Source organism: Streptomyces synnematoformans, assembly GCF_039531005.1.
GTDB lineage: Bacteria > Actinomycetota > Actinomycetes > Streptomycetales > Streptomycetaceae > Streptomyces > Streptomyces synnematoformans.
Genome location: NZ_BAAAPF010000085.1, coordinates 1 through 22,626 on the forward strand (window position 1 = coordinate 1; position 22,626 = coordinate 22,626).

Annotated in this window: 20 protein-coding genes; 7 read left to right on the forward strand and 13 right to left on the reverse strand. The window is 75.5% G+C overall.

The genetic code is table 11. The features are described from left to right. The 3 genes from ABD317_RS15265 to pdhA form a co-directional block, all read right to left on the reverse strand. Positions 1 to 591: biotin/lipoyl-containing protein (locus ABD317_RS15265; RefSeq protein ID WP_344290522.1), on the reverse strand; the 591-nt coding region annotated here is incomplete at its 3' end. After that, positions 591 to 1,628 (reverse strand): alpha-ketoacid dehydrogenase subunit beta, encoded by a 1,038-nt coding sequence (locus ABD317_RS15270; RefSeq protein WP_344290523.1) that lies wholly within the window; start codon positions 1,626 to 1,628, stop codon positions 591 to 593. The genes ABD317_RS15265 and ABD317_RS15270, both read right to left, overlap by 1 nt. Beyond that, positions 1,625 to 2,782 carry a pyruvate dehydrogenase (acetyl-transferring) E1 component subunit alpha gene (gene pdhA / locus ABD317_RS15275; protein WP_344290524.1) on the reverse strand — a complete coding sequence of 386 codons (1,158 nt, stop codon included), beginning with the start codon at positions 2,780 to 2,782 and terminating at the stop codon, positions 1,625 to 1,627. The genes ABD317_RS15270 and pdhA overlap by 4 nt, the downstream gene beginning before the upstream one ends. A gap of 183 nt (positions 2,783 to 2,965) precedes the next feature. Between pdhA and ABD317_RS15280 the strand changes: the two genes are divergently transcribed. Continuing rightward, positions 2,966 to 3,505 (forward strand): Lrp/AsnC family transcriptional regulator, encoded by a 540-nt coding sequence (locus ABD317_RS15280; protein ID WP_344290525.1) that lies wholly within the window; start codon positions 2,966 to 2,968, stop codon positions 3,503 to 3,505. A gap of 18 nt (positions 3,506 to 3,523) precedes the next feature. Here the strand turns inward: ABD317_RS15280 and ABD317_RS15285 are convergent, their stop codons facing one another. Beyond that, positions 3,524 to 4,138, reverse strand: a complete 615-nt coding sequence (locus tag ABD317_RS15285) for a TetR/AcrR family transcriptional regulator (RefSeq protein WP_344290526.1) — start codon at positions 4,136 to 4,138, stop codon at positions 3,524 to 3,526. Positions 4,139 to 4,230: 92 nt separating this feature from the next. Between ABD317_RS15285 and paaN the strand changes: the two genes are divergently transcribed. Continuing rightward, positions 4,231 to 5,913, forward strand: coding sequence for a phenylacetic acid degradation protein PaaN (gene paaN / locus ABD317_RS15290; protein WP_344290527.1), 1,683 nt, complete (start codon positions 4,231 to 4,233; stop codon positions 5,911 to 5,913). 16 nt (positions 5,914 to 5,929) lie between these two features. On the opposite strand, the gene ABD317_RS15295 is transcribed toward paaN, so the two are convergent. The 3 genes from ABD317_RS15295 to ABD317_RS15305 all read right to left on the reverse strand — a co-directional run bounded on the left by ABD317_RS15295 (position 5,930) and on the right by ABD317_RS15305 (position 8,991). Then, positions 5,930 to 6,706: a TrmH family RNA methyltransferase gene (locus tag ABD317_RS15295; RefSeq protein ID WP_344290528.1), complete on the reverse strand. Its 777-nt coding sequence runs from the start codon at positions 6,704 to 6,706 to the stop codon at positions 5,930 to 5,932. A gap of 132 nt (positions 6,707 to 6,838) precedes the next feature. After that, positions 6,839 to 8,230: an HTTM domain-containing protein gene (locus ABD317_RS15300; protein WP_344290529.1), complete on the reverse strand. Its 1,392-nt coding sequence runs from the start codon at positions 8,228 to 8,230 to the stop codon at positions 6,839 to 6,841. Next, positions 8,227 to 8,991, reverse strand: coding sequence for a DUF5819 family protein (locus ABD317_RS15305; protein ID WP_344290530.1), 765 nt, complete (start codon positions 8,989 to 8,991; stop codon positions 8,227 to 8,229). Before ABD317_RS15305 ends, ABD317_RS15300 begins: the two co-directional genes overlap by 4 nt. Positions 8,992 to 9,154: 163 nt before the next feature. Here ABD317_RS15305 and paaA point away from each other — a divergent pair, with 163 nt between their 5' ends. From paaA to ABD317_RS15330, 5 genes are all read left to right on the forward strand, one after another. After that, complete coding sequence (gene paaA / locus ABD317_RS15310; protein WP_344290531.1) at positions 9,155 to 10,192, forward strand: 1,2-phenylacetyl-CoA epoxidase subunit PaaA; 1,038 nt, start codon at positions 9,155 to 9,157, stop codon at positions 10,190 to 10,192. A gap of 449 nt (positions 10,193 to 10,641) precedes the next feature. Then, entirely contained in the window at positions 10,642 to 10,893 is a 252-nt protein-coding gene (gene paaB / locus ABD317_RS15315) for a 1,2-phenylacetyl-CoA epoxidase subunit PaaB (protein WP_344290532.1), read from the forward strand. Next, a complete protein-coding gene (gene paaC / locus ABD317_RS15320; RefSeq protein WP_027756538.1) occupies positions 10,890 to 11,642 on the forward strand; it encodes a 1,2-phenylacetyl-CoA epoxidase subunit PaaC in 753 nt (250 codons plus the stop codon). The genes paaB and paaC overlap by 4 nt, the downstream gene beginning before the upstream one ends. Beyond that, the gene (paaD, locus tag ABD317_RS15325) at positions 11,636 to 12,295 is read left to right on the forward strand and encodes a 1,2-phenylacetyl-CoA epoxidase subunit PaaD (protein WP_344290533.1); all 660 of its coding nucleotides are present in this window, start codon (positions 11,636 to 11,638) and stop codon (positions 12,293 to 12,295) included. Before paaC ends, paaD begins: the two co-directional genes overlap by 7 nt. 305 nt (positions 12,296 to 12,600) lie before the next feature. Then, positions 12,601 to 13,734 (forward strand): 2Fe-2S iron-sulfur cluster-binding protein, encoded by a 1,134-nt coding sequence (locus ABD317_RS15330; RefSeq protein ID WP_344290534.1) that lies wholly within the window; start codon positions 12,601 to 12,603, stop codon positions 13,732 to 13,734. 22 nt (positions 13,735 to 13,756) lie between these two features. Here the strand turns inward: ABD317_RS15330 and ABD317_RS15335 are convergent, their stop codons facing one another. The 6 genes from ABD317_RS15335 to ABD317_RS15360 all read right to left on the reverse strand — a co-directional run. Beyond that, the gene (locus tag ABD317_RS15335; protein WP_344290535.1) at positions 13,757 to 14,101 is read right to left on the reverse strand and encodes a rhodanese-like domain-containing protein; all 345 of its coding nucleotides are present in this window, start codon (positions 14,099 to 14,101) and stop codon (positions 13,757 to 13,759) included. A 61-nt stretch (positions 14,102 to 14,162) separates the two neighbouring features. After that, positions 14,163 to 15,038, reverse strand: a complete 876-nt coding sequence (locus ABD317_RS15340) for a hypothetical protein (protein WP_027756534.1) — start codon at positions 15,036 to 15,038, stop codon at positions 14,163 to 14,165. Positions 15,039 to 15,281: 243 nt separating this feature from the next. After that, the gene (locus ABD317_RS15345; protein WP_344290536.1) at positions 15,282 to 15,857 is read right to left on the reverse strand and encodes a TerD family protein; all 576 of its coding nucleotides are present in this window, start codon (positions 15,855 to 15,857) and stop codon (positions 15,282 to 15,284) included. Between the two features lie 300 nt (positions 15,858 to 16,157). Further along, complete coding sequence (locus tag ABD317_RS15350) at positions 16,158 to 17,681, reverse strand: FAD-dependent monooxygenase (protein ID WP_344290537.1); 1,524 nt, start codon at positions 17,679 to 17,681, stop codon at positions 16,158 to 16,160. After that, positions 17,674 to 21,936: a type I polyketide synthase gene (locus ABD317_RS15355; protein WP_344290538.1), complete on the reverse strand. Its 4,263-nt coding sequence runs from the start codon at positions 21,934 to 21,936 to the stop codon at positions 17,674 to 17,676. The genes ABD317_RS15350 and ABD317_RS15355 overlap by 8 nt, the downstream gene beginning before the upstream one ends. 17 nt (positions 21,937 to 21,953) lie before the next feature. Beyond that, a partial coding sequence (locus ABD317_RS15360) for an acyl carrier protein (RefSeq protein ID WP_344290539.1) occupies positions 21,954 to 22,626 on the reverse strand: 673 nt, incomplete at its 5' end.

Sequence of the window (22,626 nt, forward strand, 5' to 3'; positions counted from 1 at the left end):
GCCGCCCGGCGGGCGGTCACCGGCCGCCCGGCCCCGGGCGCGGCCGGCTCCCGCCGGGCCCCGCCTGCGCCGCCGCGTGCCCTCGGCGCTCGTGCCGTAGCCGACGATGACGGTGCCCGAGCCGCCCGTCTCCTCACCGGCGAACTCGGCCGCGGCCCGCGCACCGTCCGCCACGGGACCGTCGACCGCACCCTCGACCACTCCGCCGGCCGCACGGTCCGCCGTGCCGCCCGCCGGACCGGCCGCGGCACCGCGGATCCTGTCCTCGATCCGGCCCCGGTATCCGCCCCCGGCTCCGTCCCGCGCTCCGCTCCCGCCGCCGGGCGCGGACCCGGCTCCGGTTCCGGCGTCCACCGCCACCGTGACCAGCACCGCCCCCACGGGGACCTCCGTGCCCGGCTCGCCGTGGCGGGCGGTGACCACGCCCGCGTACGGGCACGGCACCTCGACCATCGCCTTGGCCGTCTCCACCTCCACCACCGGCTGGTCGACGGCGACGACGTCGCCGACCTCCACCAGCCAGCCGACGATCTCCGCCTCCGTCAGGCCCTCCCCGAGGTCGGGCAGCGCGAACTCGCGGACCTCCGGCATCAGCCGCCCTCCGTCCACTCGGCCTCCCACTGCAGCCGCGACACCGCGTCCAGCACGCGGTCCACGCCGGGCAGGTGGTGCTTCTCCAGCATCGGCGGCGGATACGGGATGTCGAAGCCGGCGACGCGCAGCACGGGCGCCTCCAGGTAGTGGAAGCAGCGCTCGCCGAGGCGGGCCGCGATCTCGCCGCCGGGGCCGGCGAAGCCGGGCGCCTCGTGGACGACGACGGCGCGGCCCGTGCGCCGTACGGACGCGACGACCGTCTCCTCGTCGAACGGCACCAGGGAGCGCAGGTCGACGACTTCGAGGTCCCAGCCCTCCTCCCGGGCGGCCTCGGCGGCCTCCAGGCAGACGGGCACCGACGGGCCGTACGTGACGAGCGTGGCCGTCGTGCCCGGGCGGCGAACCACCGCCCGGCCGATGCCCGGGACCTGCTCCGGCTGCTCGGGGTCCCAGTCGGCCTTCGACCAGTAGAGCCTCTTGGGCTCCAGGAAGACCACGGGGTCGTCGGAGGCGATGGCCGCGCGCAGCAGCCCGTAGGCGTCGGCGACGGTGCCGGGCGTGAGCACGTGCAGCCCGGGGGTGGCCGTGTAGTACGCCTCGGAGGAGTCGCCGTGGTGCTCGACGCCGCCGATGCCGCCGCCGTACGGGACGCGGATGGTCAGCGGCATCGGGGTGGCGCCCCGGGTCCGGTTGCGCATCCGGGAGACGTGGCTGACGAGCTGCTCGAAGGCGGGGTAGCCGAAGGCGTCGAACTGCATCTCCACCACGGGCCGCAGCCCGTACATCGCCATCCCGACGGCGGTGCCGAGGATGCCGGCCTCGGCCAGCGGGGTGTCGGTGCAGCGGTCCTCGCCGAACTCGTCGGCCAGACCCTGGGTGATGCGGAAGACGCCGCCGAGCTGCCCCACGTCCTCGCCCATGACGTGGACGGCGGGGTCGACTGCCATGGCGTCGCGCATGGCGCGCGTGAGGGCCTGCGCCATGGTGGCGGGCCTGGGCCCGGCAGCGGTGCGGGCGACGGCGGTCGTCGTCATCGGTACTCTCCCCCGGTCTGCGGCTCCGCCTGCAGCTCCGCCTCCAGCTCCGCGCGCAGCAGGCTCTCCTGCGCGCGGAGCTGCTGCGTCGGCTCGGCGTACACGTGCGTGAAGAGGTCCACCGGGTCCAGCTCGGCGTCGGCGTGCAGCCGCTCGCGCATGTCCGCGGCCAGTTCCTCCGCGGCCGCGCGGGCCGCGGCCGCACCCGCCTCGTCGAGCAGGCCGCGGCCGGTCAGCTCGTGCTCCAGCAGCGCGACGGGGTCGTGGGCGCGCCAGGGCTCGATCTCGCTGTCCGTGCGGTACCGCGTGGCGTCGTCGGCGTTGGTGTGCGCGTCCATGCGGTAGGTGACGGCCTCCACGAGCGTCGGGCCGCCGCCGCCCCGGGCCCGCTCGACGGCCTCGGTGAGGACATCGTGCAGGGCCACCACGTCGTTGCCGTCGACGAGACGGCCCGGCATCCCGTACCCCACCGCCTTGTGGGCGAGGGAGGGGGCGGCGGTCTGCTTGGCGAGGGGGACGGAGATGGCGTAGCCGTTGTTCTGCACGAGGAAGACCACGGGCGCGCGCCAGACGGCGGCGAAGTTCAGCGCCTCGTGGAAGTCGCCCTCGCTGGTGCCGCCGTCGCCGACCATGGCGAGGGCGACGACGTCGTCGCCCTTGAGCCGGGCGGCGCGGGCGAGGCCGACGGCGTGCGGGAGCTGGGTGGCGAGCGGGGTGCACAGGGGGGCGATGCGGTGCTCGGCGGGGTCGTAGCCCGTGTGCCAGTCGCCGCGGAGGAGGGTGAGGGCCTGCACGGGGTCGACGCCGCGGGCGACGACGGCGAGCGTGTCCCGGTAGCTGGGGAAGAGCCAGTCCTGCGGGCGCAGGGCGCGGGCGGCGGCGACCTGGCAGGCCTCCTGGCCGGTGGTGGACGGGTAGACGGCGAGGCGGCCCTGCTTGGTCAGGGTGGTCGCCTGTTCGTTGTACCGCCGGCCGGTGACCAGGGCGCCGTACAGCTCGCGGAGCAGTCCCGCCTCGGTTTTCTCCGCCGCGGCGGTGCCGAGCACGCGGTGCGGCTCGGGGTCGGGCAGCAGGGGTGCCGCGTCGGTGCGCGGCTTCCAGGCCGGCGGGGGCGCCGGGTGATAGGCGCGGCCGGGCTGCTCAAGAACCGTCATGACGTCCACCTCCTCGTGGGCGTGCTCAGGGTCGTGCTCGTGGCGTGGCTAAGCCTCGTGGGCTCCCTACCGATTGTTCGGTTGCCGGCACAATTTGGCTACAGGGAACCCCAGCCTGTGGACAAACGGTTCTGCACAGCTTCCAATACCAGCAGGTCGTCCAGACACGGGAGGCGCAGCGGCATGACGGAAGAACAGTTGGCCGACGACGCCCCCGACCTGCCGAGCACCGCCCCCGCGGGGCCCGCGGTGCCCGCGCCGCGCCCGCCGGCCCGCCCGCTCGACGCCGTCGACCGCGGGATCATCGGCATCCTGCGCGCCGACGGCCGGGCCTCCGTACGCTCCGTGGCCGAGCAGGTCCACGTCTCGCGCGCGAACGCCTACGCCCGCATCAACCGCCTCATCGACGACGGCGTGATACGCGGCTTCGCCGCCCGTATCGACCAGGAGCGGGCGGGGCAGGGGACGTCCGCGTACATCACGCTGAAGATCGTCCAGAACACCTGGCGCACGGCGCGCCGGCAGCTCGAACAGCTGCCCGGCGCGGCCCACATCGCGCTGGTGGGCGGGGACTTCGACGTGCTGCTGCTGGTGCACACGGAGGACAACCGCGCGCTGCGCGACCTGGTGCTGACCCGGATCCAGGCGATTCCGGAGGTGCTGTCGACGCGCACGCTGCTGGTCTTCGAGGAGACGGACCTGCAGAACGACCTGCCGGGCTGAGTACGGTCCCCCCGGGGCTCAGGTCCGCAGGCCCGCGAAGGCCAGCGTTACCACGGCCCCCGCGACCTCGGCGTCGTCGTGGGCGTTGCCCGCGCGCGGGCGGTACCACTCCGCGATCGAGTTGATCATCCCGAAGAGCAGCCGGGTGGCCAGCCGGACGTCCACGTCCGCCCGCAGGTCGCCGTCGGCCACGGCCTCCTTCAGCAGCGCCGCCACGCGGGCGTCGAAGTCGCGCCGGCGCTCCATGGCCCAGCGCTCCGTCTCGGTGTTGCCGCGCACGCGCAGCAGCAGCGTGACGTACGGCAGCTCCGCCATCAGCACCTCGGTCGTGCCCCGGGCGACCGCCTCCAGCCGGTCGACGGCCCGGCCGGTGCGCGCGGCGGGCTCGTCGAGGACGCCGAAGAGGCCGTCGAGGGCGCGGCTGACCGCGCGGTGCAGCAGCTCCTCCTTGCCGCGCACGTGGTGGTATATGGAGGACTTGGAGATGCCCGCGGCGCGGGAGAGGTGCTCCATCGAGGTGCCGTCGTACCCCCGCTCCAGAAAGACCTCGACGGCCACGGCGAGGAGCGTCTCGGGGGTGTACGTGTCCCGTTTCGCGCCGCCCGGCGCGCCCGTCCGCCTGCTCTCGGCCACTTATCCACAGCCTCTCTTGCCCCGACCGATCATTCGGTTACTCTAGCGGCGAAGCCCGATTTCCGCCCAGCTCGACGAGGAGTTGGTTCCGCATGCCCGCCACCCTGACGCCCGACGCGCTCGCCGGGAAGCACCGCCCGGCCCTCGACCGGGCGCTGGACGCGATCCGCAGCCGCGCCTTCTGGTCGCCGCACCCCGAGCACCCGAAGGCGTACGGGGAGAGCGCCCCCGCCGACGGGCACGCGGCCTTCGAGGCGCTGCGCGGCACCCGCATGGACCTCGGCCAGCCCGGCACGGACGGCTGGGCCGGGGACGAGGTCTCGCCGTACGGGGTGGAGCTGGGCGTCACGTATCCGCACGCGGACCCGGACGTGCTGCTGCCCGCGATGCGCGCGGCGACGGGGGCGTGGCGGGAGGCCGGGCCCGAGCTGCGGGCGCTGGTGTGCCTGGAGATCCTGGCCCGGATCAGCGCCCGCACCCACGAGTTCGCGCACGCGGTGATGCACACGTCGGGACAGGCCTTCATGATGGCCTTCCAGGCCGGCGGGCCGCATGCGCAGGACCGCGGCATGGAGGCCGTGGCGTACGCGTACGCGGAACAGAGCCGGACGCCGCAGGCCGCCGAGTGGTCCAAGCCGCAGGGCAAGCGGGACCCGCTGGAGCTGCGCAAGACGTTCACGGCGGTGCCGCGCGGCGTCGCGCTGCTCGTCGGCTGCAACACCTTCCCGACCTGGAACGGCTATCCGGGCCTCTTCGCCTCCCTGGCGACGGGCAACGCGGTGCTGGTCAAGCCGCACCCGCGGGCCGTGCTGCCGCTGGCCCTGACGGTGCAGGCCGCCCGCGAGGTGCTCGCGGAGGCCGGGTTCGACGCGAACCTGGTGTGTCTGACCGCCGAGCGGGACGGCGAGGGCGTCGCCAAGACCCTGGCGCTGCGCCCGGAGATCCGGATCGTGGACTACACCGGCTCCTCCGCCTTCGGCGAGTGGCTGGAGGACAACGCCCGCCAGGCGCAGGTCTACGCGGAGAAGGCCGGCGTCAACACGGTCGTGGTCGACTCCACCGACGACTACCGCGGCATGCTCGCCAACCTCGCCTTCTCCCTCTCGCTCTACAGCGGCCAGATGTGCACCACCCCGCAGAACCTGCTGATCCCCCGGGACGGCATCGACACCGACCAGGGCCGCAAGTCGTACGACGAGGTGGTCGCCGGCCTCGCCGCCGCGGTCGACAAGCTCCTCGGCGACGACGAGCGGGCCGCCGCGCTGCTCGGCGCGATCGTCAACCCGGGCGTGAAGGAGCGGCTGGAGGCCGCGCCCGGACTGGGCGAGGTCGCCCTGGCCACGCGCGCGGTGGTCCATCCGGAGTTCCCCGGCGCCACGGTGCGCACGCCGGTGATCGTCAAGCTGGACGCCGCGAAGCCGGAGGCCGAGGCGGCGTATCTGGAGGAGTGCTTCGGGCCGGTGTCGTTCGCGGTCGCGGTCGGCTCCACGGGCGACGCGGTGGAGCTGCTGCGGCGCACGATCCGTGAGAAGGGCGCCATGACGGTCGGGGCGTACACGACCTCGCCGGAGGTGGAGCGGCTCGTCGAGGAGGCGTGCCTGGAGGAGCCGGCGCAGCTGTCCGTCAACCTCACCGGCGGGGTGTATGTGAACCAGACCGCGGCCTTCTCCGACTTCCACGGCTCCGGCGGCAACCCGGCGGCGAACGCGGCGCTGACGGACGGGGCGTTCGTCGCGAACCGCTTCCGGACCGTCGAGGTGCGGCGCCCGGCGTAGCACCGGCGGAACCCGGCTACCGGGGCCCAGGGCCGGCCCGGCCGGCGTCCCGGGACCAGTGGTAGAGCGCCATGGCCACGCTGGTGGCGAGGTTGTAGCTGGACACCAGCGGGCGCATCGGCAGCGACACGAGCCGGTCCGCGCGAGCGCGCAGGGCCGGGGAGATGCCGTGCCGCTCGGAGCCGAAGGCGAGCAGCGCGTCGTCCGGCAGCCGCAGGGTGCGCAGGTCCTCGCCGTCGGGGTCGAGCGCGTAGAGCGGGCCGGGCACGGCGGCGGGCAGGCCGTCAAGCGGAAGGCGGGCGACGGCGGTGGCGTAGTGCAGCCCGGCGGCGCCGCGGACCGCGCCCGGGTGCCAGGGGTCGGTGTCGCCGGTGGTCACGACGCCGGTGGCGGCCATGCCGGCGGCGAGGCGGACGACGGCGCCGACGTTGCCGAGGTTGCGGGGGTTGTCGAGGACGACGACCGGCGCCGTGCGGGGCGCCCGCCGCGCGGCGCGCACCGCCGCCGCGTCGGCCCGGTCGGCCAGGGCGGCGACGCCGGTGGGGTGCCGCCGGGGCACCAGCTCGCGCAACTGCCGGTCGGGCAGTTCGACGAGCAGGGCGTCCAGCCGCGCGGCGAGGTCGGGCGCCAGCTCGCGGGCGAGGACGAGCGCGTCGGTGCGGGAGGCGGTGGCGGCGATCCGTACGCGGGCGCCGAAGCGCAGGGCGTGCTTGAGGGCGTGGAAGCCGTCGAGCAGCACGGCGCCGTCGTCCGCGGCGGCCGCGCGCCACTGCCGTACGACGTCCCCGGTCATGCGGCGAGCCTACGCGCGCGGGCCCGACCCCCCGGGCCCGGCCCCGGCCCCGTGCCGCCGGTCCGGTGGCCGGTCCCGTAACCGCCGCCCCGGGCCGCCGGTCCGCTCCCGGGCCCGTACCGTCCGCGTCCCTCAGCCCGGGCGGACGTCCGCGTGCGCCTCCGGGGGGCCTGCCTGGGCGGGGACCGTCGGGTCCGGCGCGTCCGCCCCGCCGCCGGCCGGCGGGCGCTTCGCGGGCGGGCCGGTGTCGGGCACCCGGCCGAGGAGCAGGTTCTTCAGCCCCGTGACCCTGGCACCCGTCCACATCAGGAAGACCGTCGGCAGGAAGACCAGGTCCGCCGAGATCATCGCGGCCGAGAAGAACGGCAGCCCCATGATCACGGCGATCGACGCGTGGTCGATGATCATGATGGTCAGCAGCACGTTCTTCAGCCGCCGGTTGAAGAGCGTGAACGGGAAGGCGACCTGCACGATGACCGTGCCGTAGGCCAGCAGCATGATCATCGTCCCGTTGCCCGCCATCATGTCCGCGAGGCCGGGCCAGGGGGTGAAGTAGTCCAGCTTCAGCGGGTAGTAGACGGCGGTGCCGTCCTGCCAGCGGGTGCCCTGGACCTTGTACCAGCCGGCGGTCGCGTAGATGAAGCAGACCTGGGCCATGATCACGAGCAGTCCGGCGTTGTGCGCGAGGTTCGCCAGCACGTCGCAGACCGTGCGCGGCTCGTCGGACGCGGCGCGGTGCGCCGCCCACCACACCGCCTGCGCGACCCACAGCCCCCAGAAGATCAGCGACCAGCCCCAGGTCAGGTGCCCCAGCACGGTCACGGTGAGCAGCGCGCCGCCGAGCACCGCCCACAGCACCACGCCAACCGTGTCCCGCGGCGGCGCCGCGCCCGGCCCCCCGCGCTCCGCGCCCGCGCGCTCCGCCTGCCGCCGCGCCCGGCGCGCGTCCAGGGACCACACCTGGCCGCAGCGCGTGACCACCAGGTACGTGGCCATGAGGTGGATGACGTTGTCGCCGCCGTCGCCCATGAAGATGCTGCGGTTCTGCAGCGACAGGACGCCGACCATGAACAGCACGGACGCCGTCCGCGTCCGCCACCCCACCAGCAGCATCGCGCTGGCCGCCACGGCGAGCAGGTAGACGATCTCGAACCAGAAGTCGCTGCGCGACCACATCAGCAGCGTGAACGCGTCGGTCTCGTCGATCAGCCGCTTGCCGAGGTCGAAGCTCCAGGGCCCGTCCGGTCCGTACAGCTCGTGCCGGTGCGGGAGTTCGCGCAGCAGGAAGCAGAGCCAGGTGAACGCGAAGCCGATGCGGACGACCGCCGTCTGGTACGGGCCGAGCGTCCGGGTCGTGACGTGGCCGAGGCCGCGGGTGAGGGCGTCCTCGAAGCGCCGGCGCAGCTCGCGCGCCGACGGGACCTTCGGGGGCGGGGGCGGCGTGGGGGACGCGGAGGGCGCGCGGGGCGCGGGAGGCGCGGGCGGTCCCGGGGGCGTGGGGGGCGGGTTCGCTGCCGAGGTCACTGGGCCCTCTCCTCCCACACCTCACGGTCGCTCTCCATGAGGTCCTCCGCCGTGATGATCCACCAGGGCAGTTCGCGGTAGGTCGGCGCGGTGTCCCACTGCTCGTCGCTCCACGGCGGCGGCGGTATCCGGCGGCTCGCCTGCCGGAGCTGGATCCGCGCGACCCGGCCGTCGTTCAGCACGGGCCCCAGGCGCCGCATCACGATGCGCTTGACGTAGTCCTCGGCGAGGTCGGCGCGGTCGGAGACGGCGCGGTTGTCCTCGTCGTGGGTGTCGGTCCAGTAGTCCCAGCCCCGGCGCAGCTCGTTCTGCACGGTGTGGCTGGGCGCCGGGTTGCCCTTGATGTCCTCGTGGTCCATGGCGGTGAGGTCGACCCAGCCGGTCTCCCGAGCGCCGCCGTCGGGCATCTGCAGCCGCGCCCGCACCTCGACGTGGATGTTGGTCTGCAGCGGGTTGGGCGCGAACAGCCGCCAGTTCTGCTCGAACTCGGGGAACACGATGCGGTCGATCGTCTCGTCGTGCTTCTTGCTGAGCGTGTTCGCCGGCGCGACGTGCAGAAAGCCGGCGCCCAGGTGCACCGTGACGACGCCGACCAGCGCCGCGATGGCCAGCGCGACGACGACGCGCGAGAACGGCGAGAGCCCGGCGACGCCGAGCGCCGGCCGCGGCCCCGTCTCCGGCTCCGGCTCCGCCGCCGGCCCCGCGGCGTCCCCGCCGTCGGGTATGCCGGCGCGGCTCTCGTCCGGCTGGCGCGATTCCATAACCCCCGGGCTCCCGTCTCCTCCGGTCCTTAGGACCGGCACGCTACCCACCCCGACCGCCTCCGCGCAGCGTGCGGGGGCAGAAACCGACCTTGACAGCGTAAGGCCGGTCCAGGAGCATGGAACCGAACGATCGGTCGGTAGGGAGGGTGCGGGAGCCGAGATGCCGGAGACGATCACCGAAAGAGGCAGCCGGTCCGGAGCCGAGGCGGCTTCCGGACCTCGTACGGACCCGGGGGCGGCGGGGCCCGCGCCCCCGCAGGAGGCCGCGTTCGAGGCGAAGATCGCCGCGGACGAGCGCATCGAGCCGCGCGACTGGATGCCCGACGCCTACCGCGCGACGCTCGTGCGCCAGATCGCCCAGCACGCGCACTCCGAGATCATCGGCATGCAGCCCGAGGCGAACTGGCTGACGCGCGCCCCCTCCCTCCGCCGCAAGGCGATCCTGCTCGCCAAGGTGCAGGACGAGGCCGGGCACGGCCTGTATCTGTACAGCGCCGCCGAGACCCTCGGCACCGGCCGGGACGAGCTGCTGGACAAGCTGCACGCCGGCCGCCAGAAGTACTCCTCGATCTTCAACTACCCCACGCTCACCTGGGCCGACGTCGGCGCCATCGGCTGGCTCGTGGACGGCGCCGCGATCATCAACCAGGTGCCGCTGTGCCGCTGCTCCTACGGCCCGTACGCGCGCGCGATGGTCCGCATCTGCAAGGAGGAGTCCTTCCACCAGCGCCAGGGGTACGAGCTGCTGCACACCCTCGCGCACGGCACCCCCGAGCAGCACGCGATGGCCCAGGACGCGGTCGACCGCTGGTGGTGGCCGTCGCTGATGATGTTCGGCCCGCCCGACGACGAGTCGGCGCACTCGGCGCAGTCCATGGCCTGGAAGATCAAGCGGCACTCGAACGACGAGCTGCGGCAGCGCTTCGTCGACATCTGCGTCCCGCAGGCCGAGATCCTGGGCCTGACGCTCCCGGACCCCGACCTGAAGTGGAACGAGGAGCGGGGGCAGCACGACTTCGGGGCCATCGACTGGGCGGAGTTCAAGGAGGTGCTGCGCGGGAACGGGCCGTGCAACGACCAGCGGCTCGACCGCAAGCGGCGGGCGCACGAGGACGGCGCGTGGGTGCGCGAGGCGGCCGCGGCGTACGCCGCAAAGCGGGCGCTCGGGGCCGCGGGGCCCGGGGAGGCGGCGGCATGAGCGCGGGTTCGCCTGCGGCGGGCACGGCGGGATCGGATACGGGCCGGGGCCCCGACGCGGAGCCGGACACGGGCCCCGACGCGGGGACGGGGCCGGGCGGAGACCCGGGCGCGGCGAACCGAGACGCGGGTGCGGGCGCGGGCCCCGGCAGGGCGGCGGGCGCGGGCACCGGCTCGGGGACGGACACAGGCTCCAGCGCAGGCGCAGGTCCCGGCGTGGGCGCAGGTCCCGGCGTGGGGACGGGCACGGGCTCCAGCACGGGTGCGGGCCCCCGCGCGGGCGCAGGTCCCACGGCGGACACAGGCCCCGGCGCGGGGGCAGGTTCCGGCGCGGGGGCAGGCACGGGCTCCGGCTTGGGCCCCCGCGGAGGCGCGAGCGGCCGGGTCGGCGCAGCCGGTGGCGGGGGCTCGGGTGCTTCTGCGGGGGAGTGGCCGTTGTGGGAGGTGTTCGTGCGCAGCAGGCGCGGCCTGTCGCACGTGCACGCCGGCTCGCTGCACGCCCCGGACGCCGCCATGGCCCTGCGCAACGCCCGCGACCTCTACACCCGCCGCCAGGAGGGCGTCTCGGTGTGGGTCGTGCCGTCCGCCGCGGTCACCGCCTCCTCGCCCGACGAGAAGGACCCGTTCTTCGCACCCGCCGCCGACAAGCCGTACCGCCACCCCACGTTCTACGACCTGCCGGAGGGGGTGCGGAACCTGTGAGCACGGCCCCGGACCCGGCCGCCCCGGCCGCCCCCGCCGCGGCGCTGGCGCTGGGCGACGACGCCCTCGTTCTCTCCCACCGGCTCACGGAGTGGACGGGCCACGCCCCGGTCCTGGAGGAGGAGGTCGCCCTCGCGAACATCGCGCTCGACCTGCTCGGCCAGGCGCGCACGCTGCTGTCCCTCGTCGGCGACGAGGACGAGCTGGCGTTCCGCCGCGAGGAACGCGCCTTCCGCAACGTGCAGCTGGTCGAGCAGCCCAACGGCGACTTCGCCCGGACGATCGCCCGCCAGCTGTACTTCTCCGTCTACCAGGAGCTGCTCTACGGGCAGTTGGCCGCGGGCGCGGGCGGGGAGCCGGCCGGCGCGCTGGCGCCGCTCGCGGCGAAGGCCGTCAAGGAGGTCGCGTACCACCGCGACCACGCCGAGCAGTGGACGCTGCGCCTCGGCGACGGCACCGGGACCTCCCACGCCCGGATGCAGGCCGGCCTCGACGCGCTCTGGCGGTACACGGGCGAGCTGTTCCGCCCCGTCGAGGGCCTGGCGCTGGACTGGGCCGGGCTGGCGGCGGCGTGGCGGGAGACCGTGGGCGGGGTGCTGGAGCGCGCCACGCTCACGCTGCCCGAGGGGCCGCGCGGCACAGGCTGGTCGGCCGGTGCGGGACGCGAGGGCGTGCACACGGAGCCGTTCGGGCTGATGCTCGCCGAGATGCAGCATCTGCACCGCAGCCACCCGGGGGCGACATGGTGACGGACGCGGAGACCGGGGCGGGAGCCGGCGCGGAAACTCCGGGGGACACCCGGACGGGCGCCCCGGCGGACGGCCGCACGGACACCCCGGCGGGCGCCCCCGCGGACACCGCGCTGGAGGGGCGGCTGCGGGAGCTGGCCGGCGGCGTGCCGGACCCGGAGCTGCCGATGCTGACGCTGGCGGAGCTGGGCGTGGTGCGCGGGGTGCGCAGGACCGGCGCGGCGGCGGTGGAGGTCGAGCTGACGCCGACGTACACGGGATGCCCCGCCGTGGAGTCGATGGCCGAGGACATCGAGCGGGTGCTGCGCGAGCGCGGCGGGATGGCGGAGGTGCGCGTCCGGCGCGTGCTGGCGCCGGCGTGGACGACGGACGACATCACGGCGGAGGGCCGCCGGAAGCTGGCGGAGGCGGGCATCGCCCCACCCCGTACGACCCGCCCGTCCGGCCCGGTGCCGGTGACGCTGGGCCCGCGACGGGGCGCCACACCTGTGGCCGCCCTTCCGCAGAGCGGAAAGGCCGAGCCCGTGCGCTGTCCACACTGCGGCTCGGCCGATACCGTCCTGCTCTCCCCGTTCTCGTCTACGGCCTGCAAGGCGCTGTGCCGCTGCACCGACTGCCTTGAACCGTTCGACCACTTCAAGGAGCTGACTTGAACCCTCCCCGGCCGAAGCAGGGGATTCCTGGCTCAGGAAGCCCGGCGGGTCAGCGACCCGAAAGGTCCTACTCCCTCAACACCAGCCGGGACGGAACCTGCCCGGTTTGATGCAACAAGCTTGGAGGTGCATGTGCTGTCTTGGCTCTCGACCAGCACGCGCAGGAAGCTTGGTTCTCGCAACCCGCGTCCAGGACGCTACCAGACACTGAGCCAGCCCGAAGGCGGATCGGCTTACCCGCTGCGGGCCTTCAGGAGTCCGATATGCTCCCGGCCTGATCCCCGTGGCGCCCTAGGAGAAGACACGTGACCTCCCCCGCCGCGCCCCGGGGGCACGCCGTCTTCCACGACCTCAAGGTCGCCGACGTCCGCCGCCTCACGGACGACGCCGTCGCCGTCACCTTCGCCGTCCCGCCCGAGCTGCGCACCGCCTACGGCTTCCGCGCCGGCCAGCACCTCGCCCTGCGCATCCCCACCGGCACCGACGGCGGCGCCAGCGACCGCCGCACGTACTCGATCTGCTCCCCCGAGGACCCCGAGCCCGCCGAGCTGACCGTGGGCGTCCGCGAGGTCGCGGGCGGGGCCTGCTCGCCGTACGTCAACCGGCGGCTCGCGCCGGGGGAGACCCTGCCCGTGCTCACCCCCGCCGGCCGCTTCGGGCTGCGCGGCGCCGCCGTCCCCGGCGGGCGCTACGGCGCGGTGGTCGGCGGCAGCGGCGTCACGCCCGTGCTCTCCCTCGCCGCGACCCTCCTCGGGCGCGACCCGGCCGCCCGCTTCTGCCTGGTCCGCAGCGACAGGTCCGCGGACTCCGCGATGTTCCTGGAGGAGGTCGCCGACCTCAAGGACCGCTATCCCGACCGGCTGCAGGTCGTGCAGGTGCTCAGCCGCGAGGAGCAGCAGGCGGGGCTGCCCGCCGGGCGGCTGGACGCGGAGCGGCTGACGGAGCTGCTGCCCGCGCTGCTGCCGGTGGCCGAGGTCGAGGGCTGGTTCCTGTGCGGGCCCCTGGGGCTCATCCAGCAGGCGGAGCGCGGGCTGCGCGCGCTGGGGGTGCCGCGCCGCCAGATCCACGAGGAGATATTCCACGTCGACGACGCCCCGGCGCCGCCTCCCCCGGCGTCCCCCATAGCCCTGCGGGCATGGGCGGTACCCCCCGCGGTGCCCGAGCACAGCACGCTGACCGCCACCCTCGCCGGGCGCTCCGGGAGCTGGCCGCTGCGGCCGGGCGAGAAGCTGCTCGACGCGGTGCTGCGGGCCCGCCCGGACGCCCCGTACGCCTGCCGGGGCGGCGTCTGCGGCACGTGCCGGGCGTTCCTGGTCCGCGGCGAGGTCCGCATGGACCGGAGCTACGCGCTGGAGCCGGACGAGCTGGCCGCCGGATACGTGCTGGCCTGCCAGTCGCACCCGGTGACGGAGCAGGTGGAGCTGGACTTCGACGGGTGACCCGGGACGGGCCGCGGGCGCGTCAGAGCACGTGGCCTGGGGCGCCCTGGTCGTCCACGACCGGCCGCCCGGCGGCGGCCCACGCCTCCATGCCGCCGTCGACGTTGACGGCGTCCAGCCCTTGCTGCGCCAGATACATCGCGACCTGCGCGGAGCGCCCGCCGGAGCGGCAGATCACGTTGATCCGGCCGTCCTGCGGCGCCGCCTCGGTCACCTCGCCGTAGCGGGCGGCGAACCGGCTCATCGGGATGTGCAGGGCGCTCTCGGCGTGGCCTGCCTGCCACTCGTCGTCCTCGCGGACGTCCAGCAGGAAGTCGGCCTCCGCCAGCTCGCCGACGCCGACCGTGGGTACGTGACCAAAGCTCATACCACGACGCTACCGGACACCGACCGCCGGACGCGCAGGGAGCGTCCGGTCGCCCGCCGGCTCAGCCGCGGGCCAGCTCCGCCAGCTTGGCTTCCTTCTCCGCGACCCGGGTCAGCAGCTCCTCGGCGATCTCCTCCAGCAGCCGGTCCGGGTCGTCGGGCGCCAGCTTCAGCATCTGGCCGATCGCGCCCTCCTCCAGCTGCTTCGCCACCGACACCAGCAGCTCCTTGCGCTGCGCCAGCCACTCCAGCCGCGCGTACAGCTCCTCGCTGCGGCTGCGCGCGGGCTCTTCGGGCGCGGGCCCGGCCTCCCACTCGGCCTTGAGCGCGGTCAGGGCCTCCACGTCGCCGGAGGCGTACGCGGTGTTCACGCGGGCGATGAACGCGCTGCGGCGGTCCGACTCGTGCTCGTCCTGCGCGAGGTCGGGGTGCGCCATGCGGGCCAGCTCGCGGTAGAGCCGGCGGGCCGCCTCGCTGGGCCGCACCCGCGGCGGCGGCGACACCGGGCGGCCGGTGAGCATGTCGGCCGCCTCCGGCGACAGCCCGTCGGAGTCGAGCCAGCCGCCGAACAGCTCCTCGACGCCGGGCATCGGCATGACCAGCGCCCGCGCCTCGTCGGCACGGCGCTTGTCCTCCGGGTCGCCCGTCCGCTCGGCCTGGGCCTCGGCGATGAGGGCGTCCAGCTCGTCGAGGCGGCTGTACATGGGGCCGAGGCGCTGGTGGTGCAGGCGGGAGAAGTTGTCGACCTCGATACGGAACGTCTCGACGGCCACCTCGAACTCGATGAGGGCCTGTTCCGCGGCCCGCACGGCGCGCTCCAGCCGCTCGGCGCCGCCGTCCGCACCCTCGGTGTGCTCGCCGCCGCCGGCGGACCCGGCGGCGCGCGCGTGCTCGTCGTCGTGGGGCGTCTGCTCGGCGGGTTCCGCGGGATCGGTCACCCCGCCAGCGTACGGGGTGGCCTCCGGCGCCAGGGGGCCGGTTCCGCGCGGAGTGGCCCGTCGCATACGCACGGCGCGCCCGCCGCCCACGGACGGGCCGGGAGGCCGCCCCCGGAAACGGCGGGACCGGCGACGGCTCGGCCGCCGCCGGTCCGCTGACCGGGCAGGGCGGGGACCGCGGGCACGCAAGCCCGCGGGTCCACCACCGGGAGAGCCGTTACCGGCTCAGACCGTGACTCCGGCTCAGACGTTGACGCCGAAGTCCTGCGCGATGCCGCGCAGCCCGGAGGCGTACCCCTGGCCCACGGCGCGGAACTTCCACTCGGCCCCGTGGCGGTACAGCTCGCCGAAGACCATGGCGGTCTCGGTCGAGGCGTCCTCGCTGAGGTCGTAGCGGGCGATCTCGGCGTTGTCGGCCTGGTTGACGACGCGGATGAACGCGTTGCGCACCTGGCCGAAGCTCTGCTGGCGGCTCTCCGCCTCGTAGATCGACACCGGGAAGGTGATCTTGTCGATCTCGGCGGGCACACCCGCCAGGTTCACCTTCACCTGCTCGTCGTCGCCCTCACCCTCACCGGTGAGGTTGTCACCGGTGTGCTCGACGGAGCCGTCGGGGCTCTTCAGGTTGTTGAAGAAGATGAAGTGCTGGTCGGAGGAGACCTTCCCGTCCGCGCCGAGCAGCAGCGCGCTCGCGTCGAGATCGAAGTCCGCTCCGGTGGTGGAGCGCACGTCCCAGCCGAGGCCGACGACGACGGCTGTGAGCCCCGGCGCCTCCTTCGACAGCGAGACGTTTCCACCCTTAGCGAGGCTGACACCCATGACTTACCCTGCCCCAATCCGGCGCGGGCCGCGCCGCTTGACGAACATTGCCGGGCCCGGCTGACCACGGTACCCACCGGGTCCAACGAGCACCCCGGGACCGCGGTTCCCGCCAGCGTACGGCGACGAATCGGACCTCGTGCCCTCGGGTCTACCACCTTCGCGGATCAGCCCGGAACCCCCCGGGCGGGCCGTTACGCCGTCCGGGCGTTTCACGTGAAACATCCGGCCCCGCCCGACGACCCACGCCGCCGACCCCGCGGCCCGCCCGTACACCTCCCTGACCTGCGCCTTCCGGCCCTACGACCCGGGGTTTCCCGCCCCGTCGGCAACCACCCGGGCGAGAAGCGACTCGACCGCGGCCAGCTGCGCGGCGCCCTTGCCGGCGGCGGCGACGAACCCGTCCGGGCGCAGCAGCAGCCAGCCCGCCCTGCGTCCGGTGACGTGGACGTGGGTCAGCATGTCCGGATGGCCGGCGGCCAGGGACTCGGCGGCCGGCCGTAGGGGAGCGGCGGCGGAGCCGCCGGCCGGCCCCAGGGTGAGCAGGCGGAAGCCGTCCTGCCCGGGCTCCGCCGCCGGGACCCAGGCGGGCGTGCGGCTGCCGGGGGCCGGCAGCCCGCGGGGCGGCTTGGGCCCGGGGGTGCCGAAGAGCACGTCGGGGTAGCGGGTCAGCCGGCCGGCCAGCATGGGCGCGTACCAGCGCCGCAGGGTGCCCGTGGCCTGCATCAGGGCCCACACCACGTTCCGTACCCGGGAGGCGAGGGGCCCGGCGGCGGCCTGCCGGATCATGCGGCCCGTGGTCGCCACGACCTGCTCGGCGACGGCCCGCCGCTCGGTGGTGTAGCTGTCGAGCACCGCGGGCGACAGGGTGCCGTGGATCACGCCGGCCAGCTTCCAGGCCAGGTTGCGGCCGTCCTGGATGCCGAGGTTGAGGCCCTGGCCGCCGACGACGGAGTGGACGTGGGCGGCGTCGCCGGCGAGGAACGCGCGGCCGGAGCGCAGGGTCTTGGCGATGCGCTCCTGGCTGGTGAACGAGTCGATGGAGGTGGCGGAGACATAGCGCAGGCCGGCGGGGGCGCGCTCGTCGAGCATCTGCTGCACCGCCTCCCGCGTCATCGGCATGTCGGGCGGGACGGGCCCGGAGATACGGACCAGGCCGCCCGGCAGCGGCGACAGCAGCACGGCGCCCTTGTGGCCGAGGAAGTACTGCACCGCGTCCCGCCCGAAGTCGCCGGTCACCTCCCCCTCGGCCAGCACGAACGTCATCGGCACGCTGCCGCCCTCGAAGGGGATGCCGAGCTTCTGGCGCACCGTGCTGCCGACGCCGTCGGCGCCGATCAGCCAGGGGGTGGTGACGGTGTCGGTCGCGCCGTCCGGGCCCTCGGTGCGCAGGGTGACGGCGTCGTCGGCGGTGCTGACGTCGGTGACGCGGACCCCGTACTCGACCCGGCCGCCAAGCTTCTCCAGCACGCCCAGCAGGAGTTGGGTGGTCTCCTGCTGCGGCAGCACCAGCGGCTCGTTCGTCTTACCCAGCGCGACGCGGAGCATCTTGCCGTCGGGCATGTGGTACGCGAGGGCGGCGGGTCGCACGCCGCGCGCCTGCGCGTCGTCGAGCATGCCGAGCCCGTCGAGCACGTCGAGCGTGGGCGGCCAGAGCAGGACGGCGCGGGAGCCGCGGTGCGGCTCGCTGTCGGCCTCCAGCAGCCGGGTCGGGACGCCGAGCCGCAGCAGCTCGCAGGCGATCACCAGGCCGCAGGGGCCGGCGCCGACCACGACGACGGGGTCGTCGGTGGATTCCGTGGTGCGGTCCTGGTCGTTACTCATCCTTCGTTCTCCAGACGTTGCTCAGCCACGCGCTCACGGCGGCGGCGGTCGTCGCGGCGTGGTCTTCGATGAGGGTGAAGTGATCGCCCGGTACGACGACTTCGGTGTGCGGCAGCGGCCACGGCACGGGCCGGGCCGGGATCGGCCGCTCCGCGGCGGCCAGCAGGGTGGGGACGGGGGTCGGCTCGGGGTGCAGGGTGTGCAGGAGTTCCAGGTAGCGGCCCATCGCGGTGAGGCGGGTGTCGTCGACGACGTCCATGCGGGCGGCGACGCCGTCGAGGATTTCGGGGTGGTCCGCCGGGGTGTACGCGGTCAGCGGCCGGCTGTCGAGCAGGACGACGGCCGCGGCGCCCAGCCGTTCGGCGAGGGCGTGCGCGAGCAGCCCGCCGGAGGAGTAACCGACGAGGGCGAAGGGCTCGCCGTCCGCCGCGCGCCGGGCGGCGGCGGCCAGGGCGTCGAGCAGCGCGGGGAGGTCGGCGGGGAGGGGTTCGCCGGGGCGGAAGCCGGGGAGGGGCAGGGCCGTCACACGGTGACCGCCGCGGTCGCCGTCCCGGTCGCCGCGGTCGCCGCGGTCGCCGTGGAGGGCGGCGGCGAGCCGGGCGAACTGGTGCGGCCCCGACGCCGCCAGCGCGCTGGGCAGCGCGATCAGCCGCGGCCCCGCGCCCACGGCGGTGAGGTCGACGGGCGCGGGGAGCGCGCCCGGGTCGTCCGGCCCGGTGAACGCCGCACGGAACGAAGCCGCCCGGCCCAGCAGGTCCACGAACTCCCGCGTACGCCCCTGCGCCAGCGCGCCGCGGAACATCGCGGGCAGGAAGGCGCCCCCCGCGTCGTACGGGCCGGGCGTCCCGGGCGACGGGGACGGGGACAGCTCGGCGTACAACTGCTCGGTGAGCGCGGCCGGATCGGGGTTCCGGGTGAGCACGGCCGCCGGCAGCCGGGCGCCGGTGGCGCTGTTGAGCCGGTTGCGGAGTTCGACGGTGGTGAGCGAGTCGAAGCCCAGTTCCAGCAGCCCCCGGTCGGGCAGCGCCGCGGGGTCGGCGTGCCCGAGCACGGCCGCCACCTCGGTCCTGACCAGGTCGGCCAGCAGGGCGCGCAGCTCGTCGCCGGTGGCCTCGGCCAGCCGCTGCCGCAGCCCCGGCCCCGGTCCCGCCCCGGCGGCGTCGCCGGGGCCCGCGGGGTCCGCCGGACCTGCGGGGTCCGCGGGGACTGCGGGGCGCTCCTGCTCGCGGGCCCGCCAGTCGGCGAGCGCGGGCAGCACGGCGTCCAGCGCGCCCGACGCCACGCCGATCTCCTTCTCCAGGGTCCGGGCGTCCCCCTCCCGTACGCGGTCCCAGAACCGGTCGTCCCCGCCGGTGTCCCCCGTGCCCTGCGGCGCCGGCGCCAGCCAGAACCGTTCGCGCCGGAAGGGGTACGTGGGCAGCTCGCGGCGGCGGGCGCCGGTGCCGGCGAACAGCGCGGGCCACGCGACCGGGAGCCCCGCCGCGTACGCCTCCCCCAGCGCCGTGACAAACCGGTCCGCGCCGCCGTCGTCCCGCCGCAGCGTGCCGAGCACGGCCGAGCCCGGGCCGGCCCCCTCCGCGTCGAGGACCTCCTGCACCGCCGAGGTGAGCACCGGGTGGGCGCCCACCTCGACGAACTCCCGGTGCCCCGCCGCGGCCAGCCCCGCGACCGCCGTGCCGAAGCGGACGGTGCTCCGCGCGTTGCGGTACCAGTAGTCCGCGTCGAGGTCCGCGGTGTCGCCGGGCTCCCCGGTGACCGTCGAGACGAACCGCACCCGTCCCGGCCGCGGCCGGATGTCCCGCCAGCCGGCGAGCAGTTCGGCGCGGAGCGATTCGATCTGCGGCGAGTGCGCGGCGAAGTCCACCCGTACCCTGCGGGCGTCGACCTCCTCGGCGGCCAGGGCCGCCAGCAGCTCGTCCAGCGCCGCGGTCTCCCCGGAGACCACGACCCCGCCGGGCCCGTTGACGGCCGCGATCGTCAGCCGGCCGGCCCAGGGCGCGAGGCGTTCGGCGGCGGCGTCCTCGGGCAGCGGTACGACGGCCATGCCGCCCTGCCCCGCGAGGGTGTGGAGTACGGCGCCGCGGTGGGCGATCACGGCGGCGCCGTCGTCGAGGGAGAGCCCTCCGGCGACGACGGCCGCGGCGATCTCGCCCTGCGAGTGGCCCACGACGGCCGCGGGGCGTACGCCGCACGCCTGCCACAGCTCGGCGAGCGCCACGGCGACTGCCCACTGCGCCGGCTGGACGACGTCGGCCCGCTCCAGACCGGCGCCTTCGGCGTCCCGGAGGACGTCGCGGAGCGACCAGCCGACGTGGGGCGCGAGCGCCTTTTCGCAGGCGGCGATGGTGTCGGCGAAGACCGGTGAGGCGTCGAGGAGCGCGCGGCCCATCCCGGCCCAGTGGGAGCCGCCGCCGCCGAAGAGGAACACCGGCCCCGGGCCGGCGGCGTCCTGCCGCGCCTCGCCGCGTACGACGCCCGCCGCCGAGCGCCCGTCGGCCAGCGCCCGCAGCCCCCGCGCGAAGCCGTTCGCGTCGGCGGCGGTGAGTACGGCCCGGTGCGGGAACGGCCGCCGGCCTGCGGCGAGCGTGAAGCCGGTGTCCAACGCCGCGGCGGGACCGGCGGCGGGATCCGCGGCAGGATCCGCGGCAGGATCCGCGGCGGGATCCGCGGCAGGATCCGCGGCGGGGTCCGCGGTGAGGTGGGCGTGGAGCCGGGCGGCCTGGGCGCGCAGGTCGTCCTCGGTACGGGCCGACAGCGGCCACGGCACCGCCGGCCCGGCCGCGGCGCCGATCACCAGCGGCGTCTCCGCACCCGCGGCCGGCGCCGCGCCGCCCGCCCCACTCTCCCCGGCCGCCGGCGCCTCCTCCACGATCAGGTGCGCGTTGGTGCCGCTGACCCCGAACGCCGACACCCCCGCCCGCCGCGGCCCGTCCGCCGCCGGCCACTCCGTACGCTCCGTCAGCAGCCGTACGTCCCCCGCCGCCCAGTCGACGTGCGGCGTCGGCTCGTCCACGTGGAGGGTGGCGGGCAGCTGCCCGTGGCGGAGCGCCAGGACCGTCTTGATGATCCCGGCGACCCCGGCCGCCGCCGCCGTGTGGCCGAAGTTCGACTTCAGCGAGCCGAGCCACAGCGGCCGTTCCGCGGCCCGCCCGCCCCCGTACGCGGCGAGGAGCGCCTGCGCCTCGATGGGGTCGCCGAGCCTGGTGCCCGTGCCGTGGGCCTCCACGGCGTCCACGTCCCCGGGCGTGAGGCCCGCGGCGGCCAGCGCCGCCCGGATGACGCGCTGTTGGGAGGGCCCGTTGGGGGCGGAGAGGCCGTTGCTGGCGCCGTCCTGGTTGACGGCCGAGCCGCGGATCACCGCCAGCACCGGGTGGCCGTGGCGCCGCGCGTCGGACAGCCGCTCCAGCAGCAGCATCCCCACGCCCTCGCCCCACGCGGTGCCGTCGGCCGCCGCCGCGAACGACTTGCAGCGCCCGTCCGGCGCCAGCCCCCGCTGCCGGCTGAACTCCACGAACCCGGCGGGCGTCGCCAGCACCGTCACCCCGCCCGCCAGCGCCAGGTCGCACTCCCCCGCGCGCAGCGACCCCGCGGCGAGGTGCGTGCTCACGAGCGACGACGAGCAGGCGGTGTCCACCGTCAGGGCCGGACCCTCCAGGCCCAGGGTGTACGAGAGCCGCCCGGACAGCACGCTCGCGGCGTTGCCCGTCATCACGTAGCCCTCGACGCGGTCGGCGGTCGTCGCCGTGAGCATCCCGTAGTCCTGGCCGCTGGTCCCGACGAAGACGCCGGTGCGGCTGCCCGCGAGCGCGGAGACGTCGATCCCCGCCCGCTCGACGGCCTCCCACGCCGTCTCCAGCGCCAGCCGCTGCTGCGGGTCCATGGCCAGGGCCTCGCGCGGCGAGATCCCGAAGAACTCGGCGTCGAAGTCGCCCGCGTCGTACAGGAACCCGCCGTGCCGGACATAGCTGGTCCCCGGGTGGTCGGGGTCGGGGTGGTACAGCCCGTCCAGGTCCCAGCCCCGGTCCGCGGGGAACCCGCCGATCGCGTCCCGCCCCGCGGCCAGCAGCTCCCACAGCCCCTGCGGCGTCGCCACACCGCCCGGGAAGCGGCAGGCCATGCCGACGACCGCGACGGGCTCGCGGTCGCGCCGCTCCGCCCGGTCCAGCCGGCGCAGCGCCTCGTGCAGGTCGACGGTCACGCGCTCCAGGTAGTCCCGGAGGCGCGCCTCGTTCCCGGTGTCCGCCGTGCTCGCCATTGCCGTCCTCGCCGTCCTCAGTGCTCGAAGTGCTCGAAGGCGTCCAGCCGCTCGTCGATGAACGCGAACAACTCCTCGTCGGTGAACCCGGCCACGGCCCGCTCGACCTCCGGCCGCGAGTCGTACGCGGGGTCGAAGCCGATGGCGCCGCCGCCCCCGGGGTCGTGCGCGGACCCCGGCGCGTCGGTCCCCGCCGCGCCCAGCAGTTCGCCGGCCAGGAACTCCGCGACGGCGCCCGCCGTCGGGTGGTCGAAGACGAGGGTCGACGGCAGCCGCAGCCCGGCCGCCTCGCCGAGGCGGTTGCGGAGCGAGACGGCGGCCAGGGAGTCGAAGCCCAGGTCCTGGAAGGGGCGGTACGGGTCCACCGCCTCCGCCCCGGGGTGGCCGAGCACCTCGGCGGTGGCCGTACGCACCAGGGTGAGCAGTTCCGCCCGGCGCCCGTCGGCGTCGAGCCCGGCGAGCCGGGCGGCCAGCGGGCCGGGCGCGCCGTCGGCGGCCGGGCCGGTGCCCGCGGCGTCGGCGTCGCCGTCTCCGGCGCCCAGGGCCCCGGCCGCCTCGGGCAGGTCGGCGAGGAGGGGGCTGGGGCGTACGGAGGCGAACACCGGCGCGAGGCGCGCCCAGTCGACGTCCGCGACGGCGACGAACGTCTCGTCGTGGTCGAGCGCCTGCTGCAGCGCGGCGGGCGCCGCC

Bases quoted from the DNA above. Each gene is read 5' to 3' on its own strand.
- ABD317_RS15270 (WP_344290523.1), bottom strand. From the start codon at position 1,628: ATGACGACGACCGCCGTCGCCCGCACCGCTGCCGGGCCCAGGCCCGCC.
- pdhA (WP_344290524.1), bottom strand. From the start codon at position 2,782: ATGACGGTTCTTGAGCAGCCCGGCCGCGCCTATCACCCGGCGCCCCCG.
- ABD317_RS15280 (WP_344290525.1), top strand. From the start codon at position 2,966: ATGACGGAAGAACAGTTGGCCGACGACGCCCCCGACCTGCCGAGCACC.
- paaN (WP_344290527.1), top strand. From the start codon at position 4,231: ATGCCCGCCACCCTGACGCCCGACGCGCTCGCCGGGAAGCACCGCCCG.
- ABD317_RS15295 (WP_344290528.1), bottom strand. From the start codon at position 6,706: ATGACCGGGGACGTCGTACGGCAGTGGCGCGCGGCCGCCGCGGACGAC.
- ABD317_RS15305 (WP_344290530.1), bottom strand. From the start codon at position 8,991: ATGGAATCGCGCCAGCCGGACGAGAGCCGCGCCGGCATACCCGACGGC.
- paaA (WP_344290531.1), top strand. From the start codon at position 9,155: ATGCCGGAGACGATCACCGAAAGAGGCAGCCGGTCCGGAGCCGAGGCG.
- paaD (WP_344290533.1), top strand. From the start codon at position 11,636: ATGGTGACGGACGCGGAGACCGGGGCGGGAGCCGGCGCGGAAACTCCG.
- ABD317_RS15335 (WP_344290535.1), bottom strand. From the start codon at position 14,101: ATGAGCTTTGGTCACGTACCCACGGTCGGCGTCGGCGAGCTGGCGGAG.
- ABD317_RS15345 (WP_344290536.1), bottom strand. From the start codon at position 15,857: ATGGGTGTCAGCCTCGCTAAGGGTGGAAACGTCTCGCTGTCGAAGGAG.
- ABD317_RS15350 (WP_344290537.1), bottom strand. From the start codon at position 17,681: ATGAGTAACGACCAGGACCGCACCACGGAATCCACCGACGACCCCGTC.
- ABD317_RS15355 (WP_344290538.1), bottom strand. From the start codon at position 21,936: ATGGCGAGCACGGCGGACACCGGGAACGAGGCGCGCCTCCGGGACTAC.